Raw genomic sequence first — 26,194 nt, forward strand, 5'->3', positions numbered from 1 at the left:
TCGTCAGACGCGGCCGACGCCGACGCCCTTGACGTGGATGAACTCCTCCAGTCCGGCCCTGCCGCCCTCCCGTCCGAACCCGCTGAGGCCGACGCCTCCGAAGGGCGTGGCCGGCGAGGTGATCGGGTTCGGGCCGGGGTTGACGTACACCGTGCCGGCCTTCAGACGCGGCACCAGGCGGTTCACGCGGGCGATGTCGCGGGACTGGACGTAGGCGGACAGGCCGTACTCGGTGTCGTTGGCGAGGGCGACGGCCTCGTCCTCCGTGTCGAACGGGGTGACGGCGAGGACCGGGCCGAAGATCTCCCGCTGGGCGAGGTCGCTCCTGTTGTCGACGTCGGCGAAGACGGTCGGGGAGACGAACCAGCCGTCGGTGTCGATGCGTTCACCGCCGTACACCAGCCGTCCCGCGCCGTCCTCCACCGCCTTGTCGATCACGCCCTGGACGCGGTCGCGGGCGGCTTCGTTGATCAGGGGGCCGATGTAGGTCGTCGGATCGAGCGGGTCGCCCACGGGGAGGTGGGCGACGACCCCGGTGACCCGGGCCACCACCTCGTCGTAGATGGGCCGCTCGACCAGGAGGCGAGTGGGCAGTGCGCAGCCCTGGCCGGTGTTGCTCATGGCGAAGGCCGCGCAGTACGGCACGACGGTGTCGAGGTCGGTGTCGGCGAAGAGCAGGTTGGCGGACTTGCCGCCCAGTTCGAACACGACGGGCTTGAGGCTCAGCGCCGCGTCGGCCATGATGCGGCGCGCGGTGGCGGGGCCGCCGGTGAAGGAGATCTTGTCCACGCCGGGGTGGGTGACCAGGGCCGATCCGGCGTCGCCGAGGCCGGTGACGACGTTGATCACGCCGTCGGGGATGCCCGCTTCGCGGGCCAGGTCGGCGAAGAGCAGCGCGGAGAACGGGGTGGACTCGGCCGGTTTGATCACCACGGTGTTGCCGGCGGCGAGCGAGGGCGGGATCTTCATCGCCAGGGACAACGCCGGAGAGTTCCAGGTGATGATGTGGCCGATCACGCCGTACGGCTCCGCGAGGGTGTACTCGACGTTCTCGTGCGGACTGTGGCCCGCGCCGACCAGGCCCTCGATCTTGTCGGCCCAGCCCGCGTAGTACTCGGTCCACTCGGCGACGTGCGTTCCGACGTTCTCGGCCCAGCCGCCGACGCACACGCCGTTCTCCAGCGGGCTGATCGCCGCGAAGTCGGGGATGTGGTCGCGGATCAGCTGGGCGAACCGGGTGAGCAGGCGGCGCCGCTCGGCCGGCCGCATACCGCCCCAGACCTCGAACGCGCTCCGGGCCGCGGCGACGGCCTGGTCCACCTCGCCGGGGCCCGCGAGCGGGATCTCGGCCTGGACGAGACCGGTCGCCGGGTTGACGTGCGCGTAGAGTCCGCCGCTCGTGTCGGACAGCTCCTTGCCGCCGATGACGAGGCGTGGGCGCGGCAGAACCTGCTCGGCCCGCCGGCGGTGCAGTGCTACGTCGACGGTGACCATGCTTGCCTCCTGTCCGTACACTTCGCTTAAATAGCTAACCTATTTATCGGTAGCAGTCAATGTCACGGTCGATGTCACAGTCCCAGCGAGCGGCCGACGATCTCCTGCATGATCTCGGAGGTGCCGCCGAACACCCTTTGCACCCGGCTGTCGCGCCAGATGCGGGCGATCTCGTACTCGTTGACGTAGCCGTAGCCGCCGAAGAGCTGCATGCAACGGTCGATGACCGCCCAGCCGGTCTCTGTGGTCCAGTACTTGGCCGCGGCGGCCTCCTCCGCCGTCAACTCGCCCTCGACCAGGCCCATGATGCAGCCGTCGACATAGACCCGGGCTGCGGCGAGCTTCGCCTTGATGTCCGCGAGGGCGAACCGGTTGGCCTGGAACGCACCGATCGGCCGGCCGAAGGCGGTGCGGGTCCTGGCGTACTCCAGGGTCACGTCGAAGGCCCGCTGCGCGGAGGCGAGCGCGGCGACGGCGATGGCGAGCCGCTCGGTGGGGAGATTGCCCATCATGTGGTAGAAACCGCGCCCCTCCTGCCCGATCAGGTTCTCGGCGGGGACGCGCACCTCGTGGAAGAAGAGTTCGGCGGTGTCCTGGGCCTTCATCCCGACCTTGTCGAGCTTGCGTCCGCGCTCGAAGCCCTCGGCGCCGCGCTCGACGACGATCAGGCTGATGCCCTTGTGCCCGGCCGCCGGGTCGGTCTTGCAGGCGACGATGACGAGGTCGGCCAGGATGCCGTTGGTGATGAAGGTCTTGGAGCCGTCGATCACCCACTCGTCGCCGTCCCGGCGGGCGGTGGTGCGGATGCCCTTGAGGTCGGACCCGGCGGCGGGCTCGGACAGGGCGAGCGCGCAGATGGTCTCGCCGGCGATCACTCCGGGCAGCCAGCGGGCCTTCTGCTCCGGGGTGGTGAGGTTCATGAGGTAGGGCGGGACGACGTCGTTCTGCAGACCGAGCCCGATGCCGACGGCGCCGACGGCGGCCATCTCCTCCGCCATGATGGCGTTGTAGCGGAAGTCCCGGACGCCCTGCCCGCCGTAGTCCTCCGGGAACTCCCAGCCGATCAGTCCGGCCTTGCCCGCCGCCGCCCACGCGGCTCGGCTCACCTGCCCCTCACGCTCCCACTCCGCGCTGTACGGGACGCATTCCCGCAGGTAGTAGGAGCGGGCGGTCTCGCGGAACAGGTCGTGCTCCTCGGCGAAGATCGTACGGCGCATCTCGACTCCACTCCTGCGTCTCGCATACTCTGCATCTCGCTTATTTAGCTGAAGTAGTTATACGATAGCGCTGTTTTTGATGCCGGGACAGGGAGGGCGCGTGAGCGTACGGGACAAGGTGGCGCTCGTCACCGGAGCGGGACGCGGCATCGGCGAGGCGATCGCCGACCGGCTCGCCGACGCGGGAGCCGCGGTCGCCGTCTGCGACCTGGATCCCGAGGCCGCGGACAAGGTGGCGGCGCGGCTCATGGAGCGGTACGGGGTGCGCGCGACGGGTGTCGGCGCGGACATCTCCGACCGCTCGGCCGTGCATGCGGCCGTGGAGCGGGTGGCGGCCGCACTCGGCCCGGTGGACGTGCTGGTGAACAACGCGGCCGTCGACGTCATCGGCCGGTTCGTCGACAGCGACGAGGAGACCTGGGACCGGATCATCGCCGTCAACCTGCGCGGGACGATCACCATGACCCGGGCCGTGCTCGACTCGATGATCGAGCGCGGCGGCGGCCGGATCGTGCACATCGCCTCGGACGCCGGCCGGGTCGGCTCCTCAGGCGAGGTCGTGTACTCCGCGACGAAGGGCGGTGTCATCGCCTTCGGCAAGGCCCTGGCCCGCGAGGTCGCCCGGCACGGCATCACCGTCAACAGCGTCTGCCCCGGACCCACCGACACCGCGCTGCTCGGTCAGGTCGCCGATTACAGCCGGAAGATGTACGACGCGACCGTGCGGGCCATCCCGCTGCGCCGCGTCGCCCAGCCCGCCGAGATCGCCGGCGTGGTGGCCTTCCTCGCGTCCGACGACGCCGCCTACATGACCGGGCAGACGCTCTCGGTCAGCGGCGGCCTGACGATGGTCTGAGGTGACCGCCGTGCTGCGTGTCGAACTCCGGGACCACATCGCCGTGTTGACGCTGGACCGGCCGGAACGGCTCAACGCCGTCGGCTCGGAGACGGTGGACCGGCTCACCCGTGCACTCGACGGGATACGCGACAACGACGACGTACGCGCCCTGGTGGTGGCCGGAGCGGGCCGCGCCTTCTCGGCCGGTGCGGACCTCGGCGAGATCGAGTCGTTCACCTCCCCCGGGCAGTTCCGGGCCTTCGTGGGGCGGCTGACGGAAGCGTTCGCGCTCCTGGAGGACTTCCCCAAGCCGTCGGTCGCGGCCGTCCACGGGTTCGCCTTCGGCGGCGGTCTGGAGCTGGCGCTCGCCTGCGACCTGCGGGTGGCCGAGCGCGGAACGCGTCTGGGCCTGCCCGAGATGAAGCTGGGCGTGCTGCCGGGCGCGGGCGGCACGCAGCGGCTCCCGCGTCTGCTGCCACCGGCGATCGCCAAGCAGATGATCCTCACCGGGGAACCGATCGACGCGGAGCGCGCCTGGCAGCTGGGGCTGGTCAACGAGCTGGCCGAACCCGGCGGAGCGCTCGCCGCCGCCGAGAAGCTGGCCGGTGGTCTGACGGCCGGGGCCCCGCTCGCGCTCGCCGCGGGCAAGCGGCTGATCGACCAGGGGCTCGCGATGAGCCTCGAGACAGCGATCGCCTACGAACGCGAGACCGTGTCGGTGCTGTTCTGCACCGAGGACCGCGCCGAGGGCCTCAAGGCGTTCCGCGAGCGCCGGCCCGGCGATTTCCGCGGCGTGTAGGCATACCGACGCACCTGGAGGTGGGCCGTGCGGCCACTGGAAGGCTTTTCCGTCGTCGAACTGGGCATGTGGGTGGCCGCTCCGGCCGCCGCCACGATGCTGGCCGACTGGGGCGCCGACGTGATCAAGGTGGAGGCACCCACCGGTGACCCCAACCGGTACACGCTGCGGCACGTAGGGCAGGACATCGACAGCGCGCCCCCGTTCGAGACCGACAACCGCGGCAAGCGCGGCATCGTCCTCGACCTGCGCTCAGAGGACGGCAGGCAGGTCCTGGATCGGCTGCTGGAACGCGCCGACGTCTTCGTCACCAACCTCCGGCCCGGCGCCCTGGAGCGACTGGGGCTGGATCCGGAGGTGTTGCGGGAGCGCCATCCCCGTCTGGTCGTCGGCACGCTGACGGGCTACGGCTGGGCGGGCGCCGAGCGCGACCGGGCCGGTTACGACGTCTCCGCGTTCTGGGCCCGGCCCGGCATCGCCGCCATGCTCAACCCGGCCGGCGAGCCACCGCCCGGCATTCGCCCCGGCCTCGGCGACCGTACGGCCGCCGCCAACCTGGTCGCGGGTGTGCTGGCCGCGCTGCTGCGCCGTGAACGCACCGGCGAGGGCGGCGTGGTGGACGTGTCGCTGCTGCGGTCCGGGACGTACGCGAACGGCAACGACCTCGCCCTGCAGAACTTCTTCGGCAAGCGCGGGCGCACCCGTCCCCGCACCGAGCACGAGTCGCCCCTCTACAACTGCTACCGGGCCGCCGACGACCGCTGGTTCTGGCTGGTCGGTCTGGAGGGCGGCCGGCACTGGCCCGGCGTGGTCAGGGCGCTCGGCCGCGAGGACCTGTCGGACGACGAACGGTTCGCCACCGGCAAGGCCCGGCGGGGCCATGTACGGGAGCTGATCGCCGTGTTCGACGAGGAGTTCGCCAAACGGCCGCTGGACGAGTGGGCGGCACGGTTCGACGCCGAGGCCGTCTGGTGGGCGCCCGTGCAGACCCTCGCCGAGGTGTCCGCGGACCCGCAGGCGGAGGCCGCGGGGGCCTTCGTCGAGCAGCCCGGCATGGGCGACGCGCCGCCCCTGCGGACGGTGGCGACGCCGGTTCGCTTCTGGGGCGTGGACGAGAAGCCGCGCACCGGCGCGCCGACGCTCGGCGAGCACACCGACGACGTACTGCGCGAACTCGACTGACCCGACACATCTGCTCTTCTTGGAGGTACGGCGTGGGCATCCTCGACGACAAGGTCGCCATCGTGACCGGCGGTGGCCGGGGGCTGGGCCGGGCGCACTGTCTGGCGCTCGCCGGGGCCGGGGCGACCGTGGTGGTCAACGACCTCGGCTCGGGCGTGCACGGCGAGCGGACCGGCGACTCCCCCGCCGACGACGTGGTCGCGGAGATCACCAAGCTCGGCGGCCGGGCGGTCGCCAACCACGCCTCGGTCACCGACTGGGCGGCCACCGAGGCGTTGGTGGCGGACACGGTCGCGGAGTTCGGACGGCTGGACGTCGTCGTCAACAACGCGGGCATCGTGCGCGACCGGATGCTGTTCTCGATGACCGAGGCCGAGTTCGACTCGGTGATCGCGGTGCATCTGAAGGGCACCTTCGCCCTCACCCGGCACGCGTGCGCGTACTGGCGAGAGGCGTCCAAGCGGGGTGAGCGCGTCACCGGCCGTGTCATCAACACCACGTCCGGGACGGGCCTGTTCGGCAACCAGGGCCAGTCCAACTACGGTGCCGCGAAGGCCGGGATAGCCGGGCTGACCGTCCTCACGGCCCTGGAGATGCGCAAGTACGGCGTCACCGCGAACGCCATCTCGCCCATCGCGGCCACCCGGATGACGGACGGACTCGACGTCGGCGCGTCCCTGCGGGCCACCGACGCCTTCGACCCCCGCGATCCCGCCAACGCCTCCGGGGTCGTCGTCTACCTCGCCTCCGACAGCGCGGCCTGGCTGACCGGCCAGGTCCTGCGCATCGAGGGCAACCGGCTGAACCGACTGACGGGCTGGACCGTCGCCGCGGTCCACCCCAGCCGGTCGGGGCAGGCCCTCACGTACGACGAACTCGTCGACGTCGTACCTCAGTTGTACGGTGTCGCACCCGCGGGCCGGGCCACCGGGGCGGGCCAGTGAAGGGCCACGACGCGGCCGCGCTCGTGCTGAGGGCCACCCTCGGCCCCATGCTCTTCGCCCACGGCTGGAACAAGGTCGCGGGGCCGGGCGGGCTGGAGGCCACGACGGGCTGGTTCGAGGCGCTCGGCCTGCGGCCGGCCGCCGTGCACGCCAGGATGGCGGCCGGGACCGAGATGGCGGCGGGCGTGGGCATCGCCCTCGGCACGGCGGGCCCCCTGCCCGCCGCGGCGGCCGTCGGGCTGATGACCGTGGCGGCCCGGACCGACCACCGCGGCAAGGGCTTCTTCGTCTTCAAGGGCGGCTGGGAGTACGTCGGTGTCGTGGGCGGCGCGGCCGTCGCCCTGGCGGCACTCGGTCACGGCCGGTACTCCCTCGACGGGCTGCTGCACCGCGAACGGGCGGGCGCGGGAGCGGCGTTGCTCGCGGCCGGACTCGGCACGGCGAGCGCGGCGGCCCTGCTGGCCGCCTGCTACCGGCCGCGGCCGCAACCGGACGAGACGCAAACTGATCACTAGGTAAGGGAGTCCACATGGACGCGGCTGACTTCAGCGCGGTGCTGTCCGAGGTCCGACGTTTCGTCCGGGAACGCGTCGTGCCGCTCGAAGCGGAGATCGACGAGAAGGACGAGATGCCCGCGGACATCCGCGAGGCGGCGAAGAAGATGGGACTGTTCGGCTTCGCGCTGCCCGAGGAGTACGGCGGGCTGGGTCTGTCGATGCACGAAGAGGCCCGGCTGATGTTCGAACTGGGCTACACGACACCGTCGTTGCGCTCCATGTTCGGAACGAACAACGGGATAGCCGGGCACGTCCTGATGGTCGGCGGCACGGAGGAACAGAAGGCGGAGTGGCTGCCGCGGATCGCCTCCGGCGACGTCCTCGCGTCGTTCGCGCTCACCGAACCCGAGGCCGGGTCCGACCCGTCGACGCTGACCACCCGCGCCCATCTCGACGGAGACACCTGGGTGATCAACGGCGCCAAGCGGTACATCACCAACGCCCCGCTCGCCGACGTCTTCATGGTCTTCGCCCGCACCGACCCCGACGCCCCGCGCACCCGGGGTATCACCACCTTCCTCGTCCCCGCCGGCACGCCGGGTCTGACGGTGGCCGCCCGGGACCACAAGATGGGCCAGTCCGGCGCCTGGACCGCGGACGTGTACTTCGACGACGTACGCGTCCCGGCCTCCGCGCTGGTCGGCGGTGAGTCCGGGCTGAACCGCGGGTTCTCCACGGCCATGGGCTGCATCGCGCACGGACGCGTCCACATCTCGGCGCTGATGGTCGGCATGGCGGAGCGGCTGGTCGACGAGTCGGTCGCGTATGCGAGCACCCGCAGACAGTCCGGACAGCTGATCGGCTCCTTCCAGCTCGTCCAGGGCCTCATCGCCGACTCGCAGACCGACTACTACGCCGGCCGGGCCACGGTCCTGGAGGCGGCGACCGCCTTCGACGCCGGGACCGACACCAAGATCGGCCCGTCCTGCGCGAAGTACTTCGCCAGCGAGATGGTCTGGCGGGTCGCCGACCGGGCGGTGCAGATCCACGGCGGCGCGGGCTATATGCGCGGTGTCGCCGTCGAGCGCTTCTACCGCGACGCGCGCCTGTTCCGCATCTACGAGGGCACCAGCCAGATCCAGCAGGTCATCATCGCGAAGGCGCTGCTGGGCGAGGCGGCGCGCGGCTGAACCCGCCCGCGTGGCCTCGCCGTCACGCGGAACGGGAGAGCTGTTCGCGCACCCACGCGGGATCGGGATTGACGTGGGACCGGCCGGCCACGACGACGGTCGGCACGGTCTCGTTGCCGTCGTTGACCGCCCGCACCGCCGCCGCGCCCTCGGGGTCGCGCCAGATGTCGACCCAGTGGGCCCGGCGGGCCCTGCTGCCCAACCGCATGCGCAGCCGGAGGCAGTACGCACAGCCCGGCCGCCAGTGGACGACCGGCCGGCCGTCGACCGCGCTACGGCGTCGCGCCTCCACCGCTCCGATCGACCTGGGGAGGACGAGGGGCGAGTTCACCCCCGCGAGCTGGACGAACGCCAGCAGGAGAACCACGGCGGTAACGGGGGTTCCCTCAAGGAACGACCCGACCGCGAAGCCTGTGCCGCAGAGCAGGAACATGATCGGCGGGAGCCAGACGCGCGTCATGAGCACGAAGGCTATGCGACGAGCCGGAACGCGCCACGGAGCGGGTCGTCCAGAAGGCCCCGGGGACGTCCGAAGCCCCGGGGCCCTCTCGACGGCTCGGTCGTCAGATGCCGAGCCGGTCCAGCAGGCGTTCGTGGTAGATCGCCGGTCCGCCGAAGAGCAGCTGGGAGGACTTCGCCCGCCGGAAGTACAGATGCGCCGGGTGTTCCCAGGTGAAGCCGATGCCGCCGTGGACCTGGATGTTCTCCATGGCGGCGACCATGTACGCCTTGGAGCAGCTCGCGTGGGCGACTGCCGAGGACACGGGAAAGTCGGCGGAGCCCTCGGCGGCCAGCAGCGCGGCCTCCCGTGACGCGGCCTCGGCGAGTTCGACCTGGACCAGCATGTCCGCGCACTTGTGCTTGACGGCCTGGAAGGAGCCGATCGGCCGGCCGAACTGGTGCCGGGTGCGGGCGTACTCCGCGCTCATCTCCAGGCACCGGCGCGCCCCGCCCGCCTGCTCGGCGGCCAGCCCCACCGACGCCAGGTCCAGGACCCGGGCCATGACGCGTCCGCCCGCTCCGTCCGTGCCGACGAGGACCGCGGGCACGGCGTCGAACGTCAGCCGGGCCATGGCCCTGGTGGCGTCCAGGGTGGTGAGCGGCTCCGCGGACAGACCCGTCGCCGACCGGTCGACCGCGAACAAAGACGGACCGGCGACCGTGCGGGCGACGACCAGCACCAGGTCCGCCGTCGTGCCGTCGATCACGAAGCACTTGCGGCCGGTCAGCCGCCATCCGCCGTCCCCGTCGGGCCGGGCGCGCACGGTGATCAGGGCGGGGTCCCAGGAGCCGTCGTCCTCGGCGACGGCGAGGGTGGCCGTGGTGCGGCCGGCGGCGATGCCCGGCAGGTGGCGTGCGCAGGCGTCCTGGTCGCCGGAGGCGAGCAGCGCCTGGGCGGCCAGCAGGACGGTGGAGAAGAAGGGCGCGCAGAACAGGGCGCGACCCATCTCCTCCAGCACCACGCCGAGTTCGACGAGGCCGAAGCCGTCGCCGCCGTACTCCTCGGGAAGCGCCAGTCCCGGCAGCCGTAGCTGGTCGGACGCCTGGGCCCACACCTCGGGGTCGAAGCGCGGCTCGCTGTCCATGAGCTTGCGCACGGCCTCTTCCGGTGATTTGACCTCCATGAACTCCCGAACGGATGACCGAAGTTCCTTCAGCTCGCTCTCGTCGGCGATCATGCGCGTGCCTCCTTCGGCAGGCCGAGGACACGTTCCGCGAGGATGTTCTTCATGATCTCCTCGGTGCCGCCGAGGATGCGCAGCGCCGGGGTGGCCAGCAGGAGTTCGGACCAGGAGTACGTCCCCCAGCGGCCGGTGTCGGCGATGATGCGCGGGCCGAGGCATTCGGACACGAAGTGGGCGGCGCGGGTGAGGTTCTGACCGTACATCAGCTTGGCGACCGACCTCTCGGGGCCGGGGGCGGTGCCCGCTCGCAGGGTGCGCTGGGCCCGGGTGTTGAGGTAGCCGGTGGCCATGGCGTCGACGAGGAGTTCGGCGAGGCGTGCGCGCAGGGCGCGGTCGTCCCAGGTCCAGGTGGCTCGCATGAGCGCCGAGAGGTGGTCCGGGGACAGGGCGGCGGCGACCGGTCCGGCGCCCTCGCTGCCGACGGTGTCGCGCTCGTTCATCAGGGTGGTCAGCGCGACCGTCCAGCCGCCGTCGACCTCGCCGAGGCGGTGGTCGTCGGGGATACGGACGTCGGTGAGGAACACCTCGTTGAAGTCCGCGCCGCCGGTCATCTGTCTGAGCGGCCGCACCTCGACGCCCGGGGCGTCCATGGGGACGAGGAAGGCGGTGATGCCGCGGTGTTTGGGAGCGTCGGGGTTGGTCCGGGTCAGCGCGAGGCCGATCTGGCTGTGGTGGGCGACCGAGGTCCACACCTTCTGCCCGTTGAGTACCCACTCCTCGCCCTCGCGGACGGCCCGGGTCGCCACGCTCGCCAGGTCTGATCCGGCACCGGGCTCGCTGAACAGCTGGCAGGCGATGGCGTCCCCGCGGTACATCGCGGGCAACCAGCGTTCCTTGATGTGCGGTTGGGCGTGGGCGAGGATCGTCGGTCCGATCATGCCGAGTCCGACGACGCCGAGCACGCCCGTGTCCGGAACGTCGTACTCGGACTCGACGGACGCGTAGAGCAGTTCATGGACGGGGGTCAGGCCCCGGCCGCCGTACTCGGGTGGGCCGGTGATCCAGCCGAAGCCGTTCTCGTGGCGGACGCGCTGCCAGGCGCGGGCCCGCCGCACCTGCTCCGCCTCCTCCTCGGGCGGGAGGCTGCTGAAGTAGGCCATCGAGTCGTCGCCCTCGCCCCGGGCGACGGTGGCGCGGTCAGGGGCCTTCGCCGCGTGCGCGTCGAGGAAGCGGCGCGCCTCGGCGGCGAATTCCTGCGGGTCGTCGGATGTCATCGCGTTCGCTCCGCTGTCAGGTCGACAGGATCGTCACCGCCGACGCGCCCGGCGCGCCGTACAGGTGGGTGTAGCCGACGCGGGGGGTGCCGGGGATCTGCCGGGCCCCGGCCGTGCCACGCAGTTGGAGGACGATCTCGTGGATCTGGCGCAGCCCGGACGCGCCGATCGGTTCCCCGTTGCCGAGCAGTCCGCCGTCGGTGTTGACCGGGAGCCGGCCGCCGATCTCGGTCGCGCCCTCGGCGACGAGACGTTCCTGTTCGCCGTCCTTGCACAAACCGTTCTCGGCCATGTGGATGATCTCCGACCCGGCGTCGGTGTCCTGCAGTTGAGCGACGTCGACGTCCTCCGGGCCGATGCCCGCCAGCTCGTAGGCCGCTCGGGAGGCGTCCACGGTCGGGCTGTCGACCGGCTCACCGACCGGGAACGACGGGCTCTGCACCTCGAAGGCGCCGAGCCGACGGCTGCGCAGGGCGGTGGAGCGGACCCGTACCGGCTTCCCGGTGTACTTGTGGGCCCGGTCGGCGCGGCACAGTACGAGTGCCGCAGCCCCCTCGTTGGGACCGCAGTACATGAACTGGCGAAGGGGGTAGTTGAGGACCGGCGAGGCGAGAACTTCCTCCGGGGTGAGGGGAGTCCGGCGCCAGGCCTTCTCGTTCGCGGTCGCGTTGCGGAAGTTCTTCGAGGCCACGCGAGCCAGCGTCTCGTGGGAGATGCCGTGCTCGTGCATGTAGCGGTTGATCTTCATGCCGAAGAAGTGCGTGGTGAGGAAGAGCCCGGTCTGCCCGTACCAGGAGGGGATGCCCGCCACGGAGGGATCGGCCGCGAAGGCGCCGCGCGGGTGCTTGTCCAGGCCGATCGCGACGGTCAGGTCGTGCTCGCCGGTCTCGATGGCGCGGGCGGCCAGCGCGAGTGCCGTACCGGCCGTGGCACAGCCGTTGAACACCCCGCGCAGCGGGACGCCGGTCAGGCCGAGGCGGCCCACGATGGCGTCCGGGTTGGCGACCTCGTAGCTGCCGATGTAACCGCCCTGGATCTGCGGCCAGGTGACACCGGCGTCGGCGAGTGCGAGCCGTACCGCGTCCGCGCCCATGTCGAGCGCCGGCTTGCCGGGGAAGCGGCCGAAGGGGTGGAGCCCGACTCCGATGATGACGGCCTCGGTCACGGTGTCTCCTCCTCGGCCGGGGCGAACGCGAACGTGACGAGCTCGGTGCCGTCGTCCTGGACGGTGTAGGGCACGAGCGAGAGCCGCATGGGCTGGCCGATGCGCAGCTTGCCGGGATCGGGTTCGGTGAGGCGTGCCTCGACCAGCAGCTCGCCGGGGAGTTCGACGTAACCGACCGCGTAGGGCTCGAAGGTCTCGGGGCCGTCGTACGGCGGGGACGGCGGGCGGAAGTCCTGGGTGGTGTACGTCCACAGCGTGCCGCGGTCGGCGAGCAGGCGCCGTTTCGACTCCCTGCTCGCGCAGCGCACACAGTCCGGGGCGGCCGGGAAGCTCACCAGGCCGCAGTCGGCGCATTCGGAGCCGATGAGCCGGGGCGGGTCGTCGGGGCCGGCCGGCCAGGTGAACAGGTCCTCGGCGACCGGGCGTCGCGTCGTCGTCATCTCAGGCCCCGTTCCGGTTGCCGAGCGCGTCGGCGTTGGGCGCGGCCTTGGCGACGAGGTTCGGGACGACCGAGGAGAGCTCCTCGGGTGTCCAGCGGGTCTCGGCGCTCACGCCGGGGCCGCCCACCCAGCCCTCCAGCACGGTGATGCGGTTGCCGACGACGCCGAAGACCCGGCCGGTGACCTCGCGCGAGGCCGCCGAACCGAGCCACACCACGAGCGGCGAGATGGCCTCCGGGGTGAGGTCCTGGTTCTGGGCGGCCTGCCGCATCATCTCGATGTCCTCGGTCAGCCGGGTCAGCGCGGTCGGCGCGATGGCGTTCACCGTGATGCCGTAGCGGGCGAGTTCGGCGGCGGCGATGATCGTGAGGCTCGCGATGCCGGCCTTGGCCGAGCCGTAGTTGGCCTGTCCGGGGTTGCCGAAGATGCCGGACGGGGAGGTCGTGTTGATCACCCGGGCGTCGTTGGCGTGACCGGCCTTGACGCGCCCGCGCCAGTACGCGGCCGCGTGGTGCAGGGTGGCGAAGCTGCCCTTGAGATGGACGGCGAGCACGCTGTCCCAGTCCTGCTCGGTCATCGACACGATCATCCGGTCGCGCAGGTTGCCGGCGTTGTTGACCAGGACGTCCAGGCCTCCGTAGGTGTCCACGGCGTGCCGGATCAGGTGGCCGGCGCCGTCCCAGGTGGAGATGTCGTCGGTGTTGGCGACGGCCTCGCCGCCCGCCGCGACGATCTCGTCCACCACGGCCTGCGCGGGCCCGGCCGAGGCTCCGGCGCCGTCGCGTCCGCCGCCGAGGTCGTTGACCACGACCTTGGCCCCGTGCGCGGCGAAGGCCAGGGCATGGGCCCGGCCGATGCCGTTGCCTGCTCCGGTGACGACCACGACACGGCCGTCGACCACTTCTTGGGACATCCTCAACTCCTCGATCAGGAAGGCCGGTCGGTCTCGGCGAGCAGCACGCGCGGGTCCTCGCTGCCGCAGCCGCACCGGCCGATGACGACCCTGCCCGCGATGCCGAGCGGGGTCTCGGGCAGGTGCGAGGTGCGCTGCTCCCCCGCGGCCACGAACAGTTCCCCGTCGCGGTCGCCCAGCCGCCATTCGGCACCGTTGACATGCGCGCCGCACCGCTCGGGGCAGTCCAGGGCGAGGGCAGGTCCGACGGGCGAGAACAGGCAGGCGGACACGCCCACCGCCCGCAGCACCGGTACGGCGGCGGGCCGGGCCAGGACGACCGGTGTCGCCCGGAACATCTCGCCGATGTCGGCGGCCCCGGCGAGGCCCTCCAAGGTCTGGGCGGACAGGCCGATCACGGCGTGCGGGCGCAGTTCGCGGTGGAAGACGGAGGTACGGCGGTGGTCCCAGCCCATCGCCTCGGCGATGCCGTACGTCACCTTCAGGGCCCGCAGGGCGCCGATCACGGCGTGTCCCCAGAAGCCCTCGAAGCCGGACGCGGTCAGCAGGGCCCGCCGTCCTGGGGCGAGACCGTGCTCGCGCAGGCGAGCGGTGGCCCAGTCGGTGTCCCGGGCGAGTTCGGCCCGCGTCAGCTCGGTCTCCCGGGTGCCCCCGGCGGCGGAGAAGCGCACGACGTAGGCGAGTTCGGGGCGGTCGAGCCGGCTCGCCCGGGCCAGGGTGTCGGCGCGGGCCATCAGCTCTTCACCACCCGGGGGAACTTGGCGACGCTGGTCATGGTCTTCAACAGGTCCTCCTCGGGGCGCAGGTCGAGCACCGGTTCGACCCCGGTGCGTTCGCGCACTGCCTCGGTCAGCCGGCCGGCCAGGGCGTCGACGTCGCCGGTGAGCGAGGGGTCGTAGCCGACGCGCAGCCGCAGTTCGTCGACCTCGCGACGGTCGCGGACGATCTGGAAGACTCCGGCGACCGTCTCCGGCTGGTCCTCGACCGCCTGCCAGACGTCCCGCAGCACCACGGACCGTCCCCGCACCAGCGTCTCGTCGCCACGTCGTCCGGCGACCCACATCCGGGCGTGGGTTCGGCCGCAGCCGCAGGTGTCGCGGGACAGGCGGACCAGGTCCTCGCTGCGGTAACGGATCAGCGGCGCGGCCCGGTTGTCCAGGTCGGTGGCGACCAGTTCGCCGAGGTCGCCCTCGGGGACGTCACGCCAGCCGTCCTCGGTCACCTCGACGCACTCCGCGAAGACGGTGTCCTCCCAGAGGTGGAAGCCGTCGTGCTCGCGGCACTCCCAGGCGGTGCCGGTGTCGGCGGCACTGGTGTACTCGTAGACGTCGATGCCCCAGTCGTTCCGGATGCGCTCGCGCATCCTCCGGCTCAGCGGCTGCCCGGCGCAGGAGGCGCCCTTGAGGGAGGAGAACGCCTCTCTCAGGTCCGTCTTCTCCGCCAGGTGCTCCAGCTCCACCATCTGCGGATACATCATCTGCAGATAGGCCGGCCGGTAGGTGCGCAGCGCCTCGACGACCTCGTGCATCTTCCCCATCCAGGTGTCCACCTCGATCACCACGGCGCCCAGCGCCTGGTAGCCGGGGTCCATGAGGTTGCGGAAGGTGCCGGGCGGACTCAGCACCCGGTCCCCGGGGCGGAGGCCGAGTTCCCACAGGTCCCGCACCTGGGCGGTGACCAGCGGCGGCGCGTCCTGCCAGATCTCGGCGAAGAACTCCGGGTCGCCGGTGGTGCCCGAGCTGGAGGACACCGACGTCAGCTCCTCGGCCGGCACGCACAGCAGACCGCCGAAGGGGTCGCCGGTGCGGGTCCGGTAGGCGCGCACCATGTCCTTGGTGATGAACGGGACGCGTGCCCGGAAGTCCTCCAGGGACCGGACGTCCCGCGGGTGGACCCCGCGCTCGTCCCACAGCCGGCGGTAGAAGGCCGAGCCCACGTAGGCGTACTCGACGAGCTCCAGGACACGTTCTTCCTGCCGCGCCCGCAGTTCCTCGCGGGGCATGGTCTCCACCTGGGGCTCGAAGTACCTGTCAGCGGTGTCCCTGTCACCGGCCATGGCGCCTCCTCGCGGCTCAGTGCCCAGATCTTGCAGCTATCAGCGCAATCAGTCAACTATTTCTACGGATTCAACTCCAACATTGGAGCCACCTTCCCTTTGGCGCCCCATACAACTAAAATCGCTAACTGATTACATCCATTGCGCCGAGGAGCGTCATGACGAAGATCTGGGTCAACTCCGGGGACTCCCATGTGATGGAACCCGCCGACGTGTGGACCGAGCGGCTGCCCGCGCGGCTCGGCGCCCGGGCCCCGCGCAGCGAGCGCGGGGAGAAGTACGAGATGCTCTACATCGACGGCGAGCGCATCGACCGCCAGCTCGGCGACTTCATGGACGCCATGCGCCCGCCGGGGGCCTGGGACCTGAAGGTCCGGCTGCAGGACCTCGACCAGGAGGGCGTCTGGTCCCAGCTCGCCTTCCCCTCCATGGGGTTCTGGCTGGTGTCGATCACCGACCGGGAGCTGGCCCGGGAGACCGTGCGGGCCTGGAACGACTGGGCGTACGACGAGATCCTCACCAAGAACAAGCGCGTGATCACCACCGCCTGCGTCTCGACGGCGGACGTCGGCGACGCGGTCACCGAGCTGGAGCGGGCGGCCGAGATGGGCTTCAAGGCCGTCTTCCTGCCCTGCTCGACCCGGGAGGGCGAGGAGTACGCCCTCGATCGCTGGGAACCGCTGTGGACCGCGGCCGAGCGGGCGGGCATGGTGCTCGGCTTCCACATCGGCACGGGCGGCCAGAACGTCGTCTTCCGCGGGCCCGGCGGCGCGGTCGTCAACTACATGGAGACGACGTACCCGGGCATGCGGGTGGTGTCCCACCTGGTCGCGGGCGGCGCCCTCGACCGGCACCCGGACCTGAAGATCCTCATCGCGGAGGGCGGCGCGGGCTGGGTGCCGGCCATCGGCGACCGCATGGACGAGGCCTACCGCCAGCACGGCATGTTCGTCCGGCCGAAGCTGAGCCGGCTGCCCAGCGAGATCATCCGGCAGCAGGTGTACGCGTCCTTCCAGCACGACAAGAGCTCGGTGGAGATCGTCGAGTCGACGGGCTACCGCAACGTGATGTGGGGCGACGACTACCCCCACCTGGAGGGCACCTACGGCCACACCCAGGCCACACTGCACGACCTGTTCGACGGAGTGCCGGACGACGTCCGCGACCGTGTCACGCGCGGCACCTTCAACGAACTCTTCGGCCTGCCGGACCCGACCCCCCAGGAAGCGGCCGTCTGACCGGCGCCGGCGACGAGACACCGGTGACCACTCCCCCGTACCCCTCGTACCCGGACGACCTGGAGCGGCCCGGGCTGGTCAGGACCGGGCGGTCGACCTTCGTCAGGCCCATCCGGCCCGAGGACTCCGACCGCCTGGTCGCCTTCGTGGGCAGCCTCTCCCGGGCGACCCTGGCCTACCGCTCCCTGGGCCCGGTGGTCCGCGCCCGCGACGACGTCATCCGGCGCGGCGCCCAGGTGGACTACCTCAACGAGCTGGCGCTCGTCGCCCTGGCCGGCGACGAGATCGCCGGCCTCGTCCGCTATGTCCGCGCCCCCGGGGAACCGGAGCACGCCGAGGTCACGTTCACCATCCGGGACGACCACCAGAGCGAGGGGTTCGGCCGGCTGCTCCTGGAACACATCGCGGCCGCCGCGCGCGCCCGGGGCATCCGGGTGCTGGAGGCCGACGTCCTCGCCGACAACACCCGGATGATCAACGTCTTCCTCGGCTCCGGCTACCGGGTGGAGGCCGGGCCGCCCGGCCAGATCATCCACTTCGAGATCGCCGTCGACCCGCAGGCCCAGGCCGTCGCCCGCGCCGAGCGCCGCGAACACACCGCCGTACGGCGCTCCCTGCGGCCCCTGCTCGAACCGCGTTCGGTCGCCGTGATCGGCGCCAACCGCCGCCCCCTGACGATCGGCCACGAGATCGTGGCCAACCTTCTGCGGGGCGGTTTCGACGGCAGTGTGTTCCCGGTCAACCCGCGGGCGGAGCGGATCGCCGGGGTGCGGGCGTACGCCGGTGTACGGGACCTTCCCGAGCCGCCGGATCTGGCGCTGGTGGCCGTGCGCGCCGAGGCTGTGCCCGAGGTCGTACGGGAATGTGCCGAGGCCGGGGTCAGGGCGGTGGTCGTCGTCTCGACCGGCTTCGGGGAGACGGGGACCGAGGGACGCTCGGCCGAGCTGGAGCTGGCCCGCTTCGCACGCGCCTCCGGGATGCGCCTGGTGGGCCCCAACTGCATGGGCGTGCTCAACACGACACCCGCCGCGCGGCTGGCCGCGACCTTCTCGCCCGCCCTGCCGGCGCCCGGCCGGGTGGCGATGTCCAGCCAGTCCGGGCCGCTGGGGCTCGCGGTCCTCGACCACTCCCGGCGGCTGCGGCTCGGTTTCTCCGGCTTCGTGTCGGTGGGCCACGCCGTGGACGTCTCCACCGACGAACTGCTGCAGTGGTGGGAGGAGGACCCGGCGACCTCGGTGATCCTGCTGCACGTGGAGACGTTCGGCGATCCGCGCCGGTTCGCCCGCGTCGCCCGCCGGGTCGCCCCGCGCAAGCCGATCGTCGCCGTCCACCCGGGCCCCGCGGACTCGGTGGCGAGTTCGCTGTTCGCCCAGTCCGGCGTGATCCGCACCAGCAGTCTCCAGGAGCTGTTCGACGTCGCCCTGCTGCTCGCCCACCAGCCTCCCCCGCCCGGCGACCGGATCGCCGTGATCACCAACGCGGGCGGCCCAGCGGCCCTGACGGTCGGGGCGTGCACGGCGCACGGTCTGCGCGTGCCCACGCTGAGCGAGCGCACCCGGCACACCCTCCGCTCGTCCCTCGCGCCCCACGCGGAGGTCACCAACCCGATCGACCTGACCCCCACGGCCACCGCCGCGCACTACCGACAGGCGCTGGAGGCGGCCCTGGCCGACGACGGCGTCGACGCGGCGGTCGTCCTGTTCATGCCGCCGCTCGCGGACAAGCCCGACGAGGTGGCGGCCGCCATCCTCGACGCGGCCGCGACCGCCCCGGACAAGCCGGTGGTGACGAGCTTCCTGGGAGGCGCGGGGGTCGCCAACCTGCTTCACCGGGACGAACTCGTCGTCCCCACCTACACGTTCCCCGAAGCGGCGGCCGCCTCGCTCGGGCACGCGGCGGCCTACCAGGCCTGGCGCAGCACCCCCGCGGGCGTCGTCCCGGATCTCGCGGGAGTCGACGCCGAGCTCGCCCGGTCGCTCGTCGCCGCCTGTGCCCCCGGCCCGGTTCCGGCAGCGGTCGCCGTCGAGTTGCTGGCCGCGTACGGAATCGCCGTACGCGACACACCGCGGGGCCCTTGTCCGGACGCGTTCCTCTCCGTCGGCGCCGACCCGGTCTTCGGTCCGGTGGTCTCCTTCGGTCTCACCGGGGACTACGCCGACCTCATGGCGGACGTCGCGCACCGCGTCACCCCGCTCAGCGACCGCGACGCCCGGGAGATGATCCGCTCGCTGCGCGCGGCCCCGCTGCTGGACGGCCGGGCGGGCGGCCCCGGGGTGGACCTCGCGGCACTGGAGGAGACCGTCCTGCGGGTCTCGGCGATGGTCGACGACCTCCCCCGTATCGAGACCCTGGAACTGCGTCCCGTACGGCTGCTGCCGCCCGGGCACGGGGTCGCCGTCACGCATGCGGCGATCCGACTCGCGGACGACATCGCAGGAGGCGGTCCGGCGTGAAGGTGGGCATCTACTTCGATCTGCGCAACCCGCCGCCCTGGCGCCGGAGTTGGTCGCGGGTCTACGGGTTCGCCCTGGAGATGTGCGAGGAGGCGGAGCGGCTGGGCCTCGACTCGGTCTGGTTCTCCGAACACCACGGCTTCGAGGACGGGTACCTCCCCCAGCCGCTCACCATGGCGGCGGCCGCCGCGGCCCGTACCCGCCGGGTGCGCCTGGGCACCGCGGTCGTCCCGGCGCCCCTGCACGCGGCCCCCGAGCTCGCCGAACAGGCAGCGATCGTGGACATCATCAGCGACGGCCGCCTGGACCTCGGCCTCGGCACCGGCTACCGGGTGCCCGAATACCGGCTGTTCGGCGCCGACCTCGCCAAGCGCTACACCACGACCGACCAACGGGTGCGGGAGATCCGCGGCCTGTGGGCCGAGTCCCTGGTCACCCCGGGTCCGGTCCAGGACCCGCTGCCGATCTGGCTCGGCTACCAGGGCCCGCAGGGCGCCCGGCGGGCCGGCCGGCTCGGCACAGGGCTGCTGTCCCTGAACCCCGCCCTGCTGGCGCCGTACCGGGAGGGCCTCGCAGAGAGCGGTTACGACGGCTCGGTGGCCCGGATGCAGGGCTCGTTCACCACGTTCGTCACCGAGGACCCCGAGGGCGACTGGCCGGTGGTGCGCAGACACCTGGCGTACCAGTGGGACACGTACCGCCGGTACCTGGTGGAGGGGACGGACCAGCCGGTGCCGCGCCCCATCGACCCGGAGAAGTGGCGGGAGACCGGGCTCAGCGCGAGCGGCGTCGGACAGTTCCTGTACGGCACCCCGCAGGAGATCGCCGAGGCCGTCACGGCGTACGTGGCAGGGTTGCCGATGGAAGGGGTGTTCCTGTGGGCCTCGCTCGCCGGGATGCCCGAGGAGATGGTGGCCCGCCAGGTCCAGCTCATAGCCGGGAAGCTGCGTCCGCTGCTTGCCGACGTCTGACAGGAGGAGCGGATGGGGAACACGACGGGGAACTGGGCGGGCGCGGACTTCCAGGAGCCGCCCCGCAGCCCCGGCGGGGTGGCGCTGTGCGGAGCGTGCCGCAGTCCCGGTTCCTGTCGGCTGGGCGTGCGGCGCGAGCGTCTCGACGACAACGGTGTGGCGTGGTTCGAACTGGCCTGCCCGCGCGACCAGGAGGGCGGCCCCGATGTGGCGCACGGCGGCTGGACGGCGGCCGTGCTGGACGACTGCCTCGGTCATCTGCCGCTGCTGCACCGGGTGTTGAGCGTGACGGCGGAACTGAACGTGAGCTTCGTCAAGCCGGTGCCGGTGGAACGGCCGCTGGAGGTCAGGGCCTGGGTGGAGCGGCGTGAGGGCTCACGCTGGTACATCAGGGGGGAGATGGTCCTGCTGCCGGGCCGGGCCGTGCTGGCCCGGGCCGCCGGGATCTGGGTGACCCGGGACCGGGGCCATTTCGCCCGGCACGAGCAGTGGCTGGCCGGGCAGGACGCGGCCGGGGGCGGTCAGTAGGACCGCAGCCCCATGCTGCGGGCGATCCCGTTGCGCTGGATCTGGCTGGTCCCCCCGGAGATCGTGGCGACGATCGACTCGCGGTAGCGGAAGCTCATCACGCTCTCGGTCGAGAAGCCGTGCCCGGCGCAGACCTGCATGCCGAGCCGGGCGGCCGCCACATAGGTCTCCGAACCCTTCAGCTTCGCCATCGAGCCCTCGCGGGTGCACGGCTTGCCCTGGGAGAGCAGCCAGGCGGCGCGGTAGGCGAGCAGCCGGGCCGAGTCGATCTCGGTCTGCAGGTCGGCCATGGCGTGGGCGAGAGCCTGGAAGTTGCCGATCGGGCGGCCGAAGGCGTGGCGGATGCGGGCGTACTCCAGCATCTCGTCCAGGGTGGACTGGGCGGCCCCCAGATAGCCGCCGGTGATGATCACCTTCTCCAGTTCGATGTTGGAGAGCATCACCTTCCAGCCGTCGTCGCGCGGGCCGACGAGGTTCTCCCTCGGGACGCGGACGTCGTTGAAGAAGACCTCGTTGGTACCGAGGATGTGCCGGGCGAGCGTGGGGGTGCGGCGAACCTCGACGCCCTGCGTCGCCGGGTCGACGAGCAGCAGGCTGATGCCGCCGTGCTTCGGCTCGCGGGGACCGGTGCGCACGTAGGTGGCGATGGTGGTGTCGGGCAGTCCGGCGCCCGTGCACCACGCCTTCTGCCCGCGCACCAGGAAGTGCTCACCCCGGTCCTCGGCGGTGGTGCGCAGAGCGGCCGCGTCGGATCCGCTGTCCGGCTCGCTGAGGCCGACGGCGAGCCGGTGGCGGCCGGTCATGACCTGCTCGCGGATGAAGGCGCGCTGCGCCTCGCTGCCCCATCGGAAGACCGTGATCCCGGGGATGAGCACGCCGATGTAGCACATGGCCACGTCGAAGCTGGCCCGCCCCAGCTCCTCGGCGATCAGGATGAGCTCGAGCGGCCCGCCGCCGTCGCCGCCCTCGGCTTCGCTGAACGGGAGGGAGAACCAGCCCAGATCAGCCATGCCGCGGAACAGCTCGGGCGGTACGACACCCTCCTCGTCCCACTTCTTGGCCTTCTCGGCCGGACACACATCGGCGACGAACTGCCGTGCCGTCGCGCGCAACAGGTCCTGCTCGTTGGTCAGCCCGAAGTCCACGGCCACTCCTCGTCACCACTCGACTATTTATCTATCTCATTATTCTATGTTAGCTGATACACCGCATGCAGGATGATCCTACGGACTTTCGGCAGGCTGGTCGGCGATCCTGTGCCATCCGCTGCGGCCGGCAGGAGCAGGCAGCGGCCCAGGACCATCGCGGTCCACGCGCCCGGGAGGGACCGGCCGACGCCCACTGCAGCAGGAGCGGGACGGCCACCACCTCGGCGGCGAGGGGCTCGTGCTCCTCCGGGCCGGCGGCAGGCAGGTGACCCGCGAGCTGGAAGAGGTGCCCGCCGCCCGTACGGGGCGGGGCGCAGTGCCGAGTCGCGGTCCGCCTGCTCGAAGATGTGCAGGATCCGCTCGCGGGGAACGTCATCCGGCTCTGCCGGTGACAACTACCGAGCTTCGGCTCAGCAGTTTCCCGGGCGGGTGTCCGCCTGGGGCACGGGGGCGGAGATCTGCGGCCGCGCCGCATGGGAGCCAGCAACCGAAAGCGGCGCCGCAGGCAGACAGCGGCGGGGCCCGAGGGCCCCGGCGGGTGCCCGCCGGGAAGGGGTGTCAGGTGATGGCGAGCCGGTCCACCAGCAGCTCCACCCTCGGCTCGAGGTACTCCGGCGGCAGCCGTCCCGCCCGGGTCAACGTCGCCACCCCGTGCAGGGCCGCCCAGAACAGCTCGGTGAACAGTCCCGGATGGACGCCGTCCCCGGCAACCTCGCCCAGACTCTCCAGCAGCGCAGCGAAGGCGTCCTTGAGAGGTTGCGGGGTGTCCTCGTCCGCGAACGCCAGGCCGCCGTCGAGCTGGAACATGGCGTCATAGACCGCCGGGTTACGCTCGGCGAAGTCGAGGTAGGCGCGGGCGAGGGCGGCGACCCGCTCGCGCGGGCCTCCCGCAGCGGAGGCCGCGGCCCGCACCACCACGGCCAGCTCGGCAGCACCCTCGAGGGCGACGGCACCGATGATCTCCCGCTTGCCGCGGAAATGGCTGTAGAGGACGGGCTGGCTGTACTCGATGCGCTCGGCGAGCCGGCGGGTGGTGACCGCGTCCCAGCCCTCCTGCTCTGCGAGCTCGCGGGCCGTCGCCACGATGAGGCGCTCGCGGACCGCCCGTTCGCGCGCCTTGCGTTCCTGTACCGACATGACCCGATCCTAGCACCGCTAGACAATCAAGCGGCAGTAGAACTAGCGTTGCCTCCACATCTAGCGACACTAGATTTCAGGAGAGGTCGTCATGCTCAACGCACTCGAGGTCTTCACCACCGTGGTCGTCGGCCTGATGGTGGGGGTGGAATTCTCCGTCGCCTTCGTCATGAACCCGATCCTCAACGCCCTCCCCGAGGACAGCGGCCAACTCGGCCACGCCCACGGGGGCCGGATGCTCGGCACCCTGATGCCGTTCTGGTACACCGGCTCACTCGCCCTGAGCGCACTCTGGGCCATCACCGGACGGCATCACCACGGCGTCGGCCTCGTCGTCATCGCCGCCGCACTGCTGATCCTGAGCGTGATCATGTCGCTCCTGCTGCTCGTCCCGATCAACAACCGGAACAAGACGTGGACCCCCGACAACCGGCCCGAGGACTGGAAGGAGCAGATGAACCGCTGGCTCCTCTTCCACTACCTCCGCCTCGCCCTCATCATCACCGCCTTCACCCTGCTCGTCACCGCCCTCGTCTGAGCCCGCAGGCCCACACCACGCTGACGGGGATGAAGCACGACACCCCGACCGCGAGCCGGACGCTCAGCCCTCGGGCTCCCAGCACACGCTCGAGCCAGGTCCGGTCACTGCCGACTACCGCGGCGAACCGGAATGCCGCCGTCGAAGCGAAGTTCCCGCATCGCTCCCCCAAAAGGACCTGTCGATCACCCCGTCGTGCCGGGCACCCCCCGTCGGCCCGCGATTTCGGCAGGGGTCGTCAGGCCTCGGGACTGCAGGCACACGGGGGCAACAGCGCCGCGACACCCGACAGCAGGGCGGGTTCCCCCGCCGAATGCGTTGGAGGCCCCAGACGGCGCGCGGGATGACGGAGGGCAGGGCCCGGGTCGGCGCCCCCTCGACGGCCGAGGCCAGGGCGCGGACGTCGCCGACGCACAAGGCGCAACGGCGGTCGTACGGGTGGCCGTCGGGCCCGCCGTGGCGCCGGACCTCGTCGAGAGCGGCGGCCGGCACGCGGGTCGAGGCGAGGACGATGCCGAGAGGGACCGGGTCGCGTCACAGGTGCACTGCTCGGCGCGGGCGAACCCGCCGATTGACCAAGGAGCTCTGCGAGTGGCGGACTATCTCTACACGTGTGACTGAGCTGCGCAGATGGCCCTAACGGACAGGTTCGGTGCGCAGCTCGGTGTCGCGTTCGGCGGCCCGCCATCGGAGCCAGGCATGGGGCCGTCGCGGCCAGGACGCCATCGATGACACCTGCGGCTACGCACCCGGCACAGCCCTGCTAAGTGGGCCTTACGCGATCAAGCCGATCACAGTGGTGACGAGGTTCGCTATCGGGGCGCCGACATCGCCAACAAAGTCGGCCGCCTTCTGGAGTGAATCGCCGAAGACCTGGAGCACATTCCAGCGCGGTGTGCCGGACAGCGCTTCGTCCTGGAAGGCGGTGAGATCCCTGCTCGCTTGCTCCGCCTCTTCGGCGGGTAGCCTGCTCGCCGTCAGTGCGACGGCTTCCGTGAGCTGCTTCAGCAAGGCTTTGGCTTCGTCGGCCAAGTTCGATCCTTCTATCCGGTTGAAACTGCTCGTCACGATGTGTGGGCCAGCTCGTGCGCCCACTTCTCGCTGAGCATGTGCACTACTGTCCGCCATTCGTCCGCAGCGGCTGCCCGGCCGCCGGCGCCGCGCTCGTGGCCGTCCTCGCAGCCGGAGTTCCATTCCCGCAGCAGCAACAGGCCGCGCGGTCACACGTAGCCACGATCACGGCAGGATCCCCGCCGCAGTAAATCCGGCATTTACTGCGACGTCTCTCACCGCAGCCCTGAGCATTACGCAGTGCTATACGCCACCTGGCCGTAGCTATACCGGCCCAAGGCCGAACCTGGAGCCGACACGCCCCCGGAGACAACAGACGGTGACCGCCAGCGGCCCGAAAGTCAGGCGACCGACGCCCTGAAAGGATCGGTGGGGATGATCTCCGCCTCGTCGAAGAGCTGCTCCAACGCCTCGTGCCCGTGACGACTGCGGAACTCGATCTCGGCGGTCGTCACAGGCAGCGTCCACAGGATGCGAGCGTGTACCCCAGGAAGCGGGCAGTGTTCAAGGTCGGGTCCATGGAGATAGGGCAGGCTGATCAGTAGGTGATCGCAGGTTGAACCCGGCACCCACGGTTCACCGATCGGCATGCTGTGCTCCAGGTCGAGCTGATGTCCTCCGCAGTGGTAGTAGGCGATCACCGCCATGAGCTCGATGAACCGCTGGTCGCGGACATGGGCTGTCATGACGAACTCGAGTCCATGACCGTCCTTCTCCATCGCGGCCCGGCACCCGGCGGTCACATAGGCCCAGCCATCGCTGCGGGGACCGGGCCCTACAACGAGGATGCGCAGATCGGGCGCCACCTGTCGCCGTTCCGGCCCGCGGTCGTAGTCGACGACCTCCACGGAGTGCCCCTCGAAGAACACCCGGACATGTGACTCAACAGCCTCCGCGGCCAGCAGCCTCGCATCACTCACCGCGCGGTCATCCCAGACCGCGATCGCGCGGTGAACCGCGCCGCCCATGTTGTCGCCGATCGGAGCCGGTCGACCAGCTCGACGGCAAGCGCTCCGAGAAGCTCGTCAAGTGGGACCAGTCGGTGGGCGAGCTCGGCGGACGGCATGCCGTAGATGGCCCGGGCCCCGAGCGGTGTCAGCGATACCTGAACACCTTGCTGGCGTCCGTCGTGGTGAATCGCGACGGACCGGCACATCAGACCGCCGGCCACGCTGCCGAATCGGGTGACCGGTGACCCGTCGTCAACGCCCGCCGCCACCTCCAAAGGATCTGCCAGGCTGATCACCGCAGTGAGCGCGCGGCTCGGCGGGCCGCAGTGCACCCCTGTCGGGAGCCCGCGGAGGTCGAAGCCGACATACGAGTCGACGTACTCCCGCAAGACGGGCGCCGGACGTGCACCGATCCCGGTGGCCGTGTGGTCCTCCATTTTCGCCAGTGTACGAGCCGCCCAGCCCAGGAAGATCACAGTCCAAGGACTGATCACCACCGTTTGCGGCTGGTGACGCGGTTCTTACC

General features: G+C 71.3%; 25 protein-coding genes and 1 pseudogene. 11 read left to right on the forward strand and 15 right to left on the reverse strand.

Annotated elements, in window-relative coordinates; translation table 11 throughout:
* Positions 1-3: 3 nt before the first annotated feature.
* Together ABZ464_RS24655 and ABZ464_RS24660 are read right to left on the reverse strand one after the other, a co-directional pair.
* A complete protein-coding gene (locus ABZ464_RS24655; RefSeq protein WP_359279845.1) occupies positions 4-1,494 on the reverse strand; it encodes an aldehyde dehydrogenase family protein in 1,491 nt (496 codons plus the stop codon).
* Between the two features lie 74 nt (positions 1,495-1,568).
* Complete coding sequence (locus ABZ464_RS24660; RefSeq protein ID WP_359279847.1) at positions 1,569-2,711, reverse strand: acyl-CoA dehydrogenase family protein; 1,143 nt, start codon at positions 2,709-2,711, stop codon at positions 1,569-1,571.
* 100 nt (positions 2,712-2,811) lie between these two features.
* On the opposite strand from ABZ464_RS24660, the gene ABZ464_RS24665 reads away from it, so the two are divergent.
* The 6 genes from ABZ464_RS24665 to ABZ464_RS24690 are packed head-to-tail and all read left to right on the forward strand — an operon-like array spanning position 2,812 to position 8,161.
* Positions 2,812-3,567 (forward strand): 3-oxoacyl-ACP reductase family protein, encoded by a 756-nt coding sequence (locus ABZ464_RS24665; RefSeq protein ID WP_359279849.1) that lies wholly within the window; start codon positions 2,812-2,814, stop codon positions 3,565-3,567.
* Between the two features lies 1 nt (position 3,568).
* Entirely contained in the window at positions 3,569-4,348 is a 780-nt protein-coding gene (locus ABZ464_RS24670) for an enoyl-CoA hydratase/isomerase family protein (RefSeq protein WP_359279851.1), read from the forward strand.
* A gap of 27 nt (positions 4,349-4,375) precedes the next feature.
* Positions 4,376-5,530 carry a CoA transferase gene (locus tag ABZ464_RS24675; RefSeq protein WP_359279853.1) on the forward strand — a complete coding sequence of 385 codons (1,155 nt, stop codon included), beginning with the start codon at positions 4,376-4,378 and terminating at the stop codon, positions 5,528-5,530.
* Between the two features lie 32 nt (positions 5,531-5,562).
* Positions 5,563-6,474 carry an SDR family NAD(P)-dependent oxidoreductase gene (locus ABZ464_RS24680; protein WP_359279855.1) on the forward strand — a complete coding sequence of 304 codons (912 nt, stop codon included), beginning with the start codon at positions 5,563-5,565 and terminating at the stop codon, positions 6,472-6,474.
* Positions 6,471-6,989, forward strand: a complete 519-nt coding sequence (locus ABZ464_RS24685) for a DoxX family protein (protein ID WP_359279857.1) — start codon at positions 6,471-6,473, stop codon at positions 6,987-6,989. The genes ABZ464_RS24680 and ABZ464_RS24685 overlap by 4 nt, the downstream gene beginning before the upstream one ends.
* A gap of 14 nt (positions 6,990-7,003) precedes the next feature.
* Positions 7,004-8,161 carry an acyl-CoA dehydrogenase family protein gene (locus ABZ464_RS24690; RefSeq protein WP_359279858.1) on the forward strand — a complete coding sequence of 386 codons (1,158 nt, stop codon included), beginning with the start codon at positions 7,004-7,006 and terminating at the stop codon, positions 8,159-8,161.
* Between the two features lie 22 nt (positions 8,162-8,183).
* Here the strand turns inward: ABZ464_RS24690 and ABZ464_RS24695 are convergent, their stop codons facing one another.
* The 8 genes from ABZ464_RS24695 to ABZ464_RS24730 form a co-directional block, all read right to left on the reverse strand.
* Positions 8,184-8,621 carry a glutaredoxin domain-containing protein gene (locus tag ABZ464_RS24695; RefSeq protein ID WP_359279860.1) on the reverse strand — a complete coding sequence of 146 codons (438 nt, stop codon included), beginning with the start codon at positions 8,619-8,621 and terminating at the stop codon, positions 8,184-8,186.
* Between the two features lie 103 nt (positions 8,622-8,724).
* A complete protein-coding gene (locus tag ABZ464_RS24700) occupies positions 8,725-9,840 on the reverse strand; it encodes an acyl-CoA dehydrogenase family protein (protein ID WP_359279862.1) in 1,116 nt (371 codons plus the stop codon).
* Positions 9,837-11,060 carry an acyl-CoA dehydrogenase family protein gene (locus ABZ464_RS24705; RefSeq protein WP_359279864.1) on the reverse strand — a complete coding sequence of 408 codons (1,224 nt, stop codon included), beginning with the start codon at positions 11,058-11,060 and terminating at the stop codon, positions 9,837-9,839. Before ABZ464_RS24705 ends, ABZ464_RS24700 begins: the two co-directional genes overlap by 4 nt.
* Before the next feature lie 16 nt (positions 11,061-11,076).
* Entirely contained in the window at positions 11,077-12,225 is a 1,149-nt protein-coding gene (locus ABZ464_RS24710) for a thiolase family protein (protein WP_359279866.1), read from the reverse strand.
* Positions 12,222-12,665 (reverse strand): OB-fold domain-containing protein, encoded by a 444-nt coding sequence (locus ABZ464_RS24715; protein WP_359279867.1) that lies wholly within the window; start codon positions 12,663-12,665, stop codon positions 12,222-12,224. The genes ABZ464_RS24710 and ABZ464_RS24715 overlap by 4 nt, the downstream gene beginning before the upstream one ends.
* Before the next feature lies 1 nt (position 12,666).
* A complete protein-coding gene (locus ABZ464_RS24720; RefSeq protein ID WP_359279869.1) occupies positions 12,667-13,578 on the reverse strand; it encodes an SDR family oxidoreductase in 912 nt (303 codons plus the stop codon).
* A gap of 14 nt (positions 13,579-13,592) precedes the next feature.
* Complete coding sequence (locus tag ABZ464_RS24725) at positions 13,593-14,312, reverse strand: hypothetical protein (protein WP_359279871.1); 720 nt, start codon at positions 14,310-14,312, stop codon at positions 13,593-13,595.
* Positions 14,312-15,634, reverse strand: a complete 1,323-nt coding sequence (locus ABZ464_RS24730; protein WP_359279872.1) for a phenylacetate--CoA ligase family protein — start codon at positions 15,632-15,634, stop codon at positions 14,312-14,314. The genes ABZ464_RS24725 and ABZ464_RS24730 overlap by 1 nt, the downstream gene beginning before the upstream one ends.
* A gap of 158 nt (positions 15,635-15,792) precedes the next feature.
* Here ABZ464_RS24730 and ABZ464_RS24735 point away from each other — a divergent pair, with 158 nt between their 5' ends.
* Genes ABZ464_RS24735 through ABZ464_RS24750 form a run of 4 tightly spaced genes read left to right on the forward strand, consistent with a single transcriptional unit; the run spans position 15,793 to position 20,824 of the window.
* The gene (locus ABZ464_RS24735; RefSeq protein WP_359279874.1) at positions 15,793-16,872 is read left to right on the forward strand and encodes an amidohydrolase family protein; all 1,080 of its coding nucleotides are present in this window, start codon (positions 15,793-15,795) and stop codon (positions 16,870-16,872) included.
* A gap of 23 nt (positions 16,873-16,895) precedes the next feature.
* Positions 16,896-19,325: a GNAT family N-acetyltransferase gene (locus ABZ464_RS24740; protein ID WP_359279876.1), complete on the forward strand. Its 2,430-nt coding sequence runs from the start codon at positions 16,896-16,898 to the stop codon at positions 19,323-19,325.
* The gene (locus ABZ464_RS24745) at positions 19,322-20,296 is read left to right on the forward strand and encodes an LLM class flavin-dependent oxidoreductase (RefSeq protein WP_359279878.1); all 975 of its coding nucleotides are present in this window, start codon (positions 19,322-19,324) and stop codon (positions 20,294-20,296) included. The genes ABZ464_RS24740 and ABZ464_RS24745 overlap by 4 nt, the downstream gene beginning before the upstream one ends.
* A 12-nt stretch (positions 20,297-20,308) precedes the next feature.
* Positions 20,309-20,824 (forward strand): PaaI family thioesterase, encoded by a 516-nt coding sequence (locus tag ABZ464_RS24750; protein ID WP_359279879.1) that lies wholly within the window; start codon positions 20,309-20,311, stop codon positions 20,822-20,824.
* Here ABZ464_RS24750 and ABZ464_RS24755 read toward each other — a convergent pair.
* On the reverse strand, positions 20,818-21,969 hold the full coding sequence (locus ABZ464_RS24755; protein WP_359279880.1) for an acyl-CoA dehydrogenase family protein: 1,152 nt from the start codon (positions 21,967-21,969) through the stop codon (positions 20,818-20,820). The two genes, ABZ464_RS24750 and ABZ464_RS24755, sit on opposite strands and share 7 nt — an antisense overlap.
* 561 nt (positions 21,970-22,530) lie before the next feature.
* Positions 22,531-23,109, reverse strand: coding sequence for a TetR/AcrR family transcriptional regulator (locus tag ABZ464_RS24760; protein WP_359279882.1), 579 nt, complete (start codon positions 23,107-23,109; stop codon positions 22,531-22,533).
* 91 nt (positions 23,110-23,200) lie between these two features.
* On the opposite strand from ABZ464_RS24760, the gene ABZ464_RS24765 reads away from it, so the two are divergent.
* Complete coding sequence (locus ABZ464_RS24765) at positions 23,201-23,647, forward strand: DUF1772 domain-containing protein (protein WP_359279884.1); 447 nt, start codon at positions 23,201-23,203, stop codon at positions 23,645-23,647.
* A 774-nt stretch (positions 23,648-24,421) separates the two neighbouring features.
* On the opposite strand, the gene ABZ464_RS24770 is transcribed toward ABZ464_RS24765, so the two are convergent.
* The 3 genes and pseudogenes from ABZ464_RS24770 to ABZ464_RS24780 all read right to left on the reverse strand — a co-directional run.
* Positions 24,422-24,679 (reverse strand): hypothetical protein, encoded by a 258-nt coding sequence (locus tag ABZ464_RS24770; RefSeq protein WP_359279885.1) that lies wholly within the window; start codon positions 24,677-24,679, stop codon positions 24,422-24,424.
* A 380-nt stretch (positions 24,680-25,059) separates the two neighbouring features.
* Positions 25,060-25,686: a suppressor of fused domain protein gene (locus ABZ464_RS24775; protein WP_359279887.1), complete on the reverse strand. Its 627-nt coding sequence runs from the start codon at positions 25,684-25,686 to the stop codon at positions 25,060-25,062.
* Positions 25,671-26,105, reverse strand: a pseudogene (locus ABZ464_RS24780) (AraC family transcriptional regulator); the annotation flags it as partial. The gene ABZ464_RS24775 and the pseudogene ABZ464_RS24780, both read right to left, overlap by 16 nt.
* Positions 26,106-26,194: the final 89 nt, after the last annotated feature.

The sequence above is a fragment of the Streptomyces sp. NPDC005820 genome (assembly GCF_040630255.1).
In the GTDB taxonomy this organism is placed as follows: Bacteria; Actinomycetota; Actinomycetes; order Streptomycetales; family Streptomycetaceae; genus Streptomyces.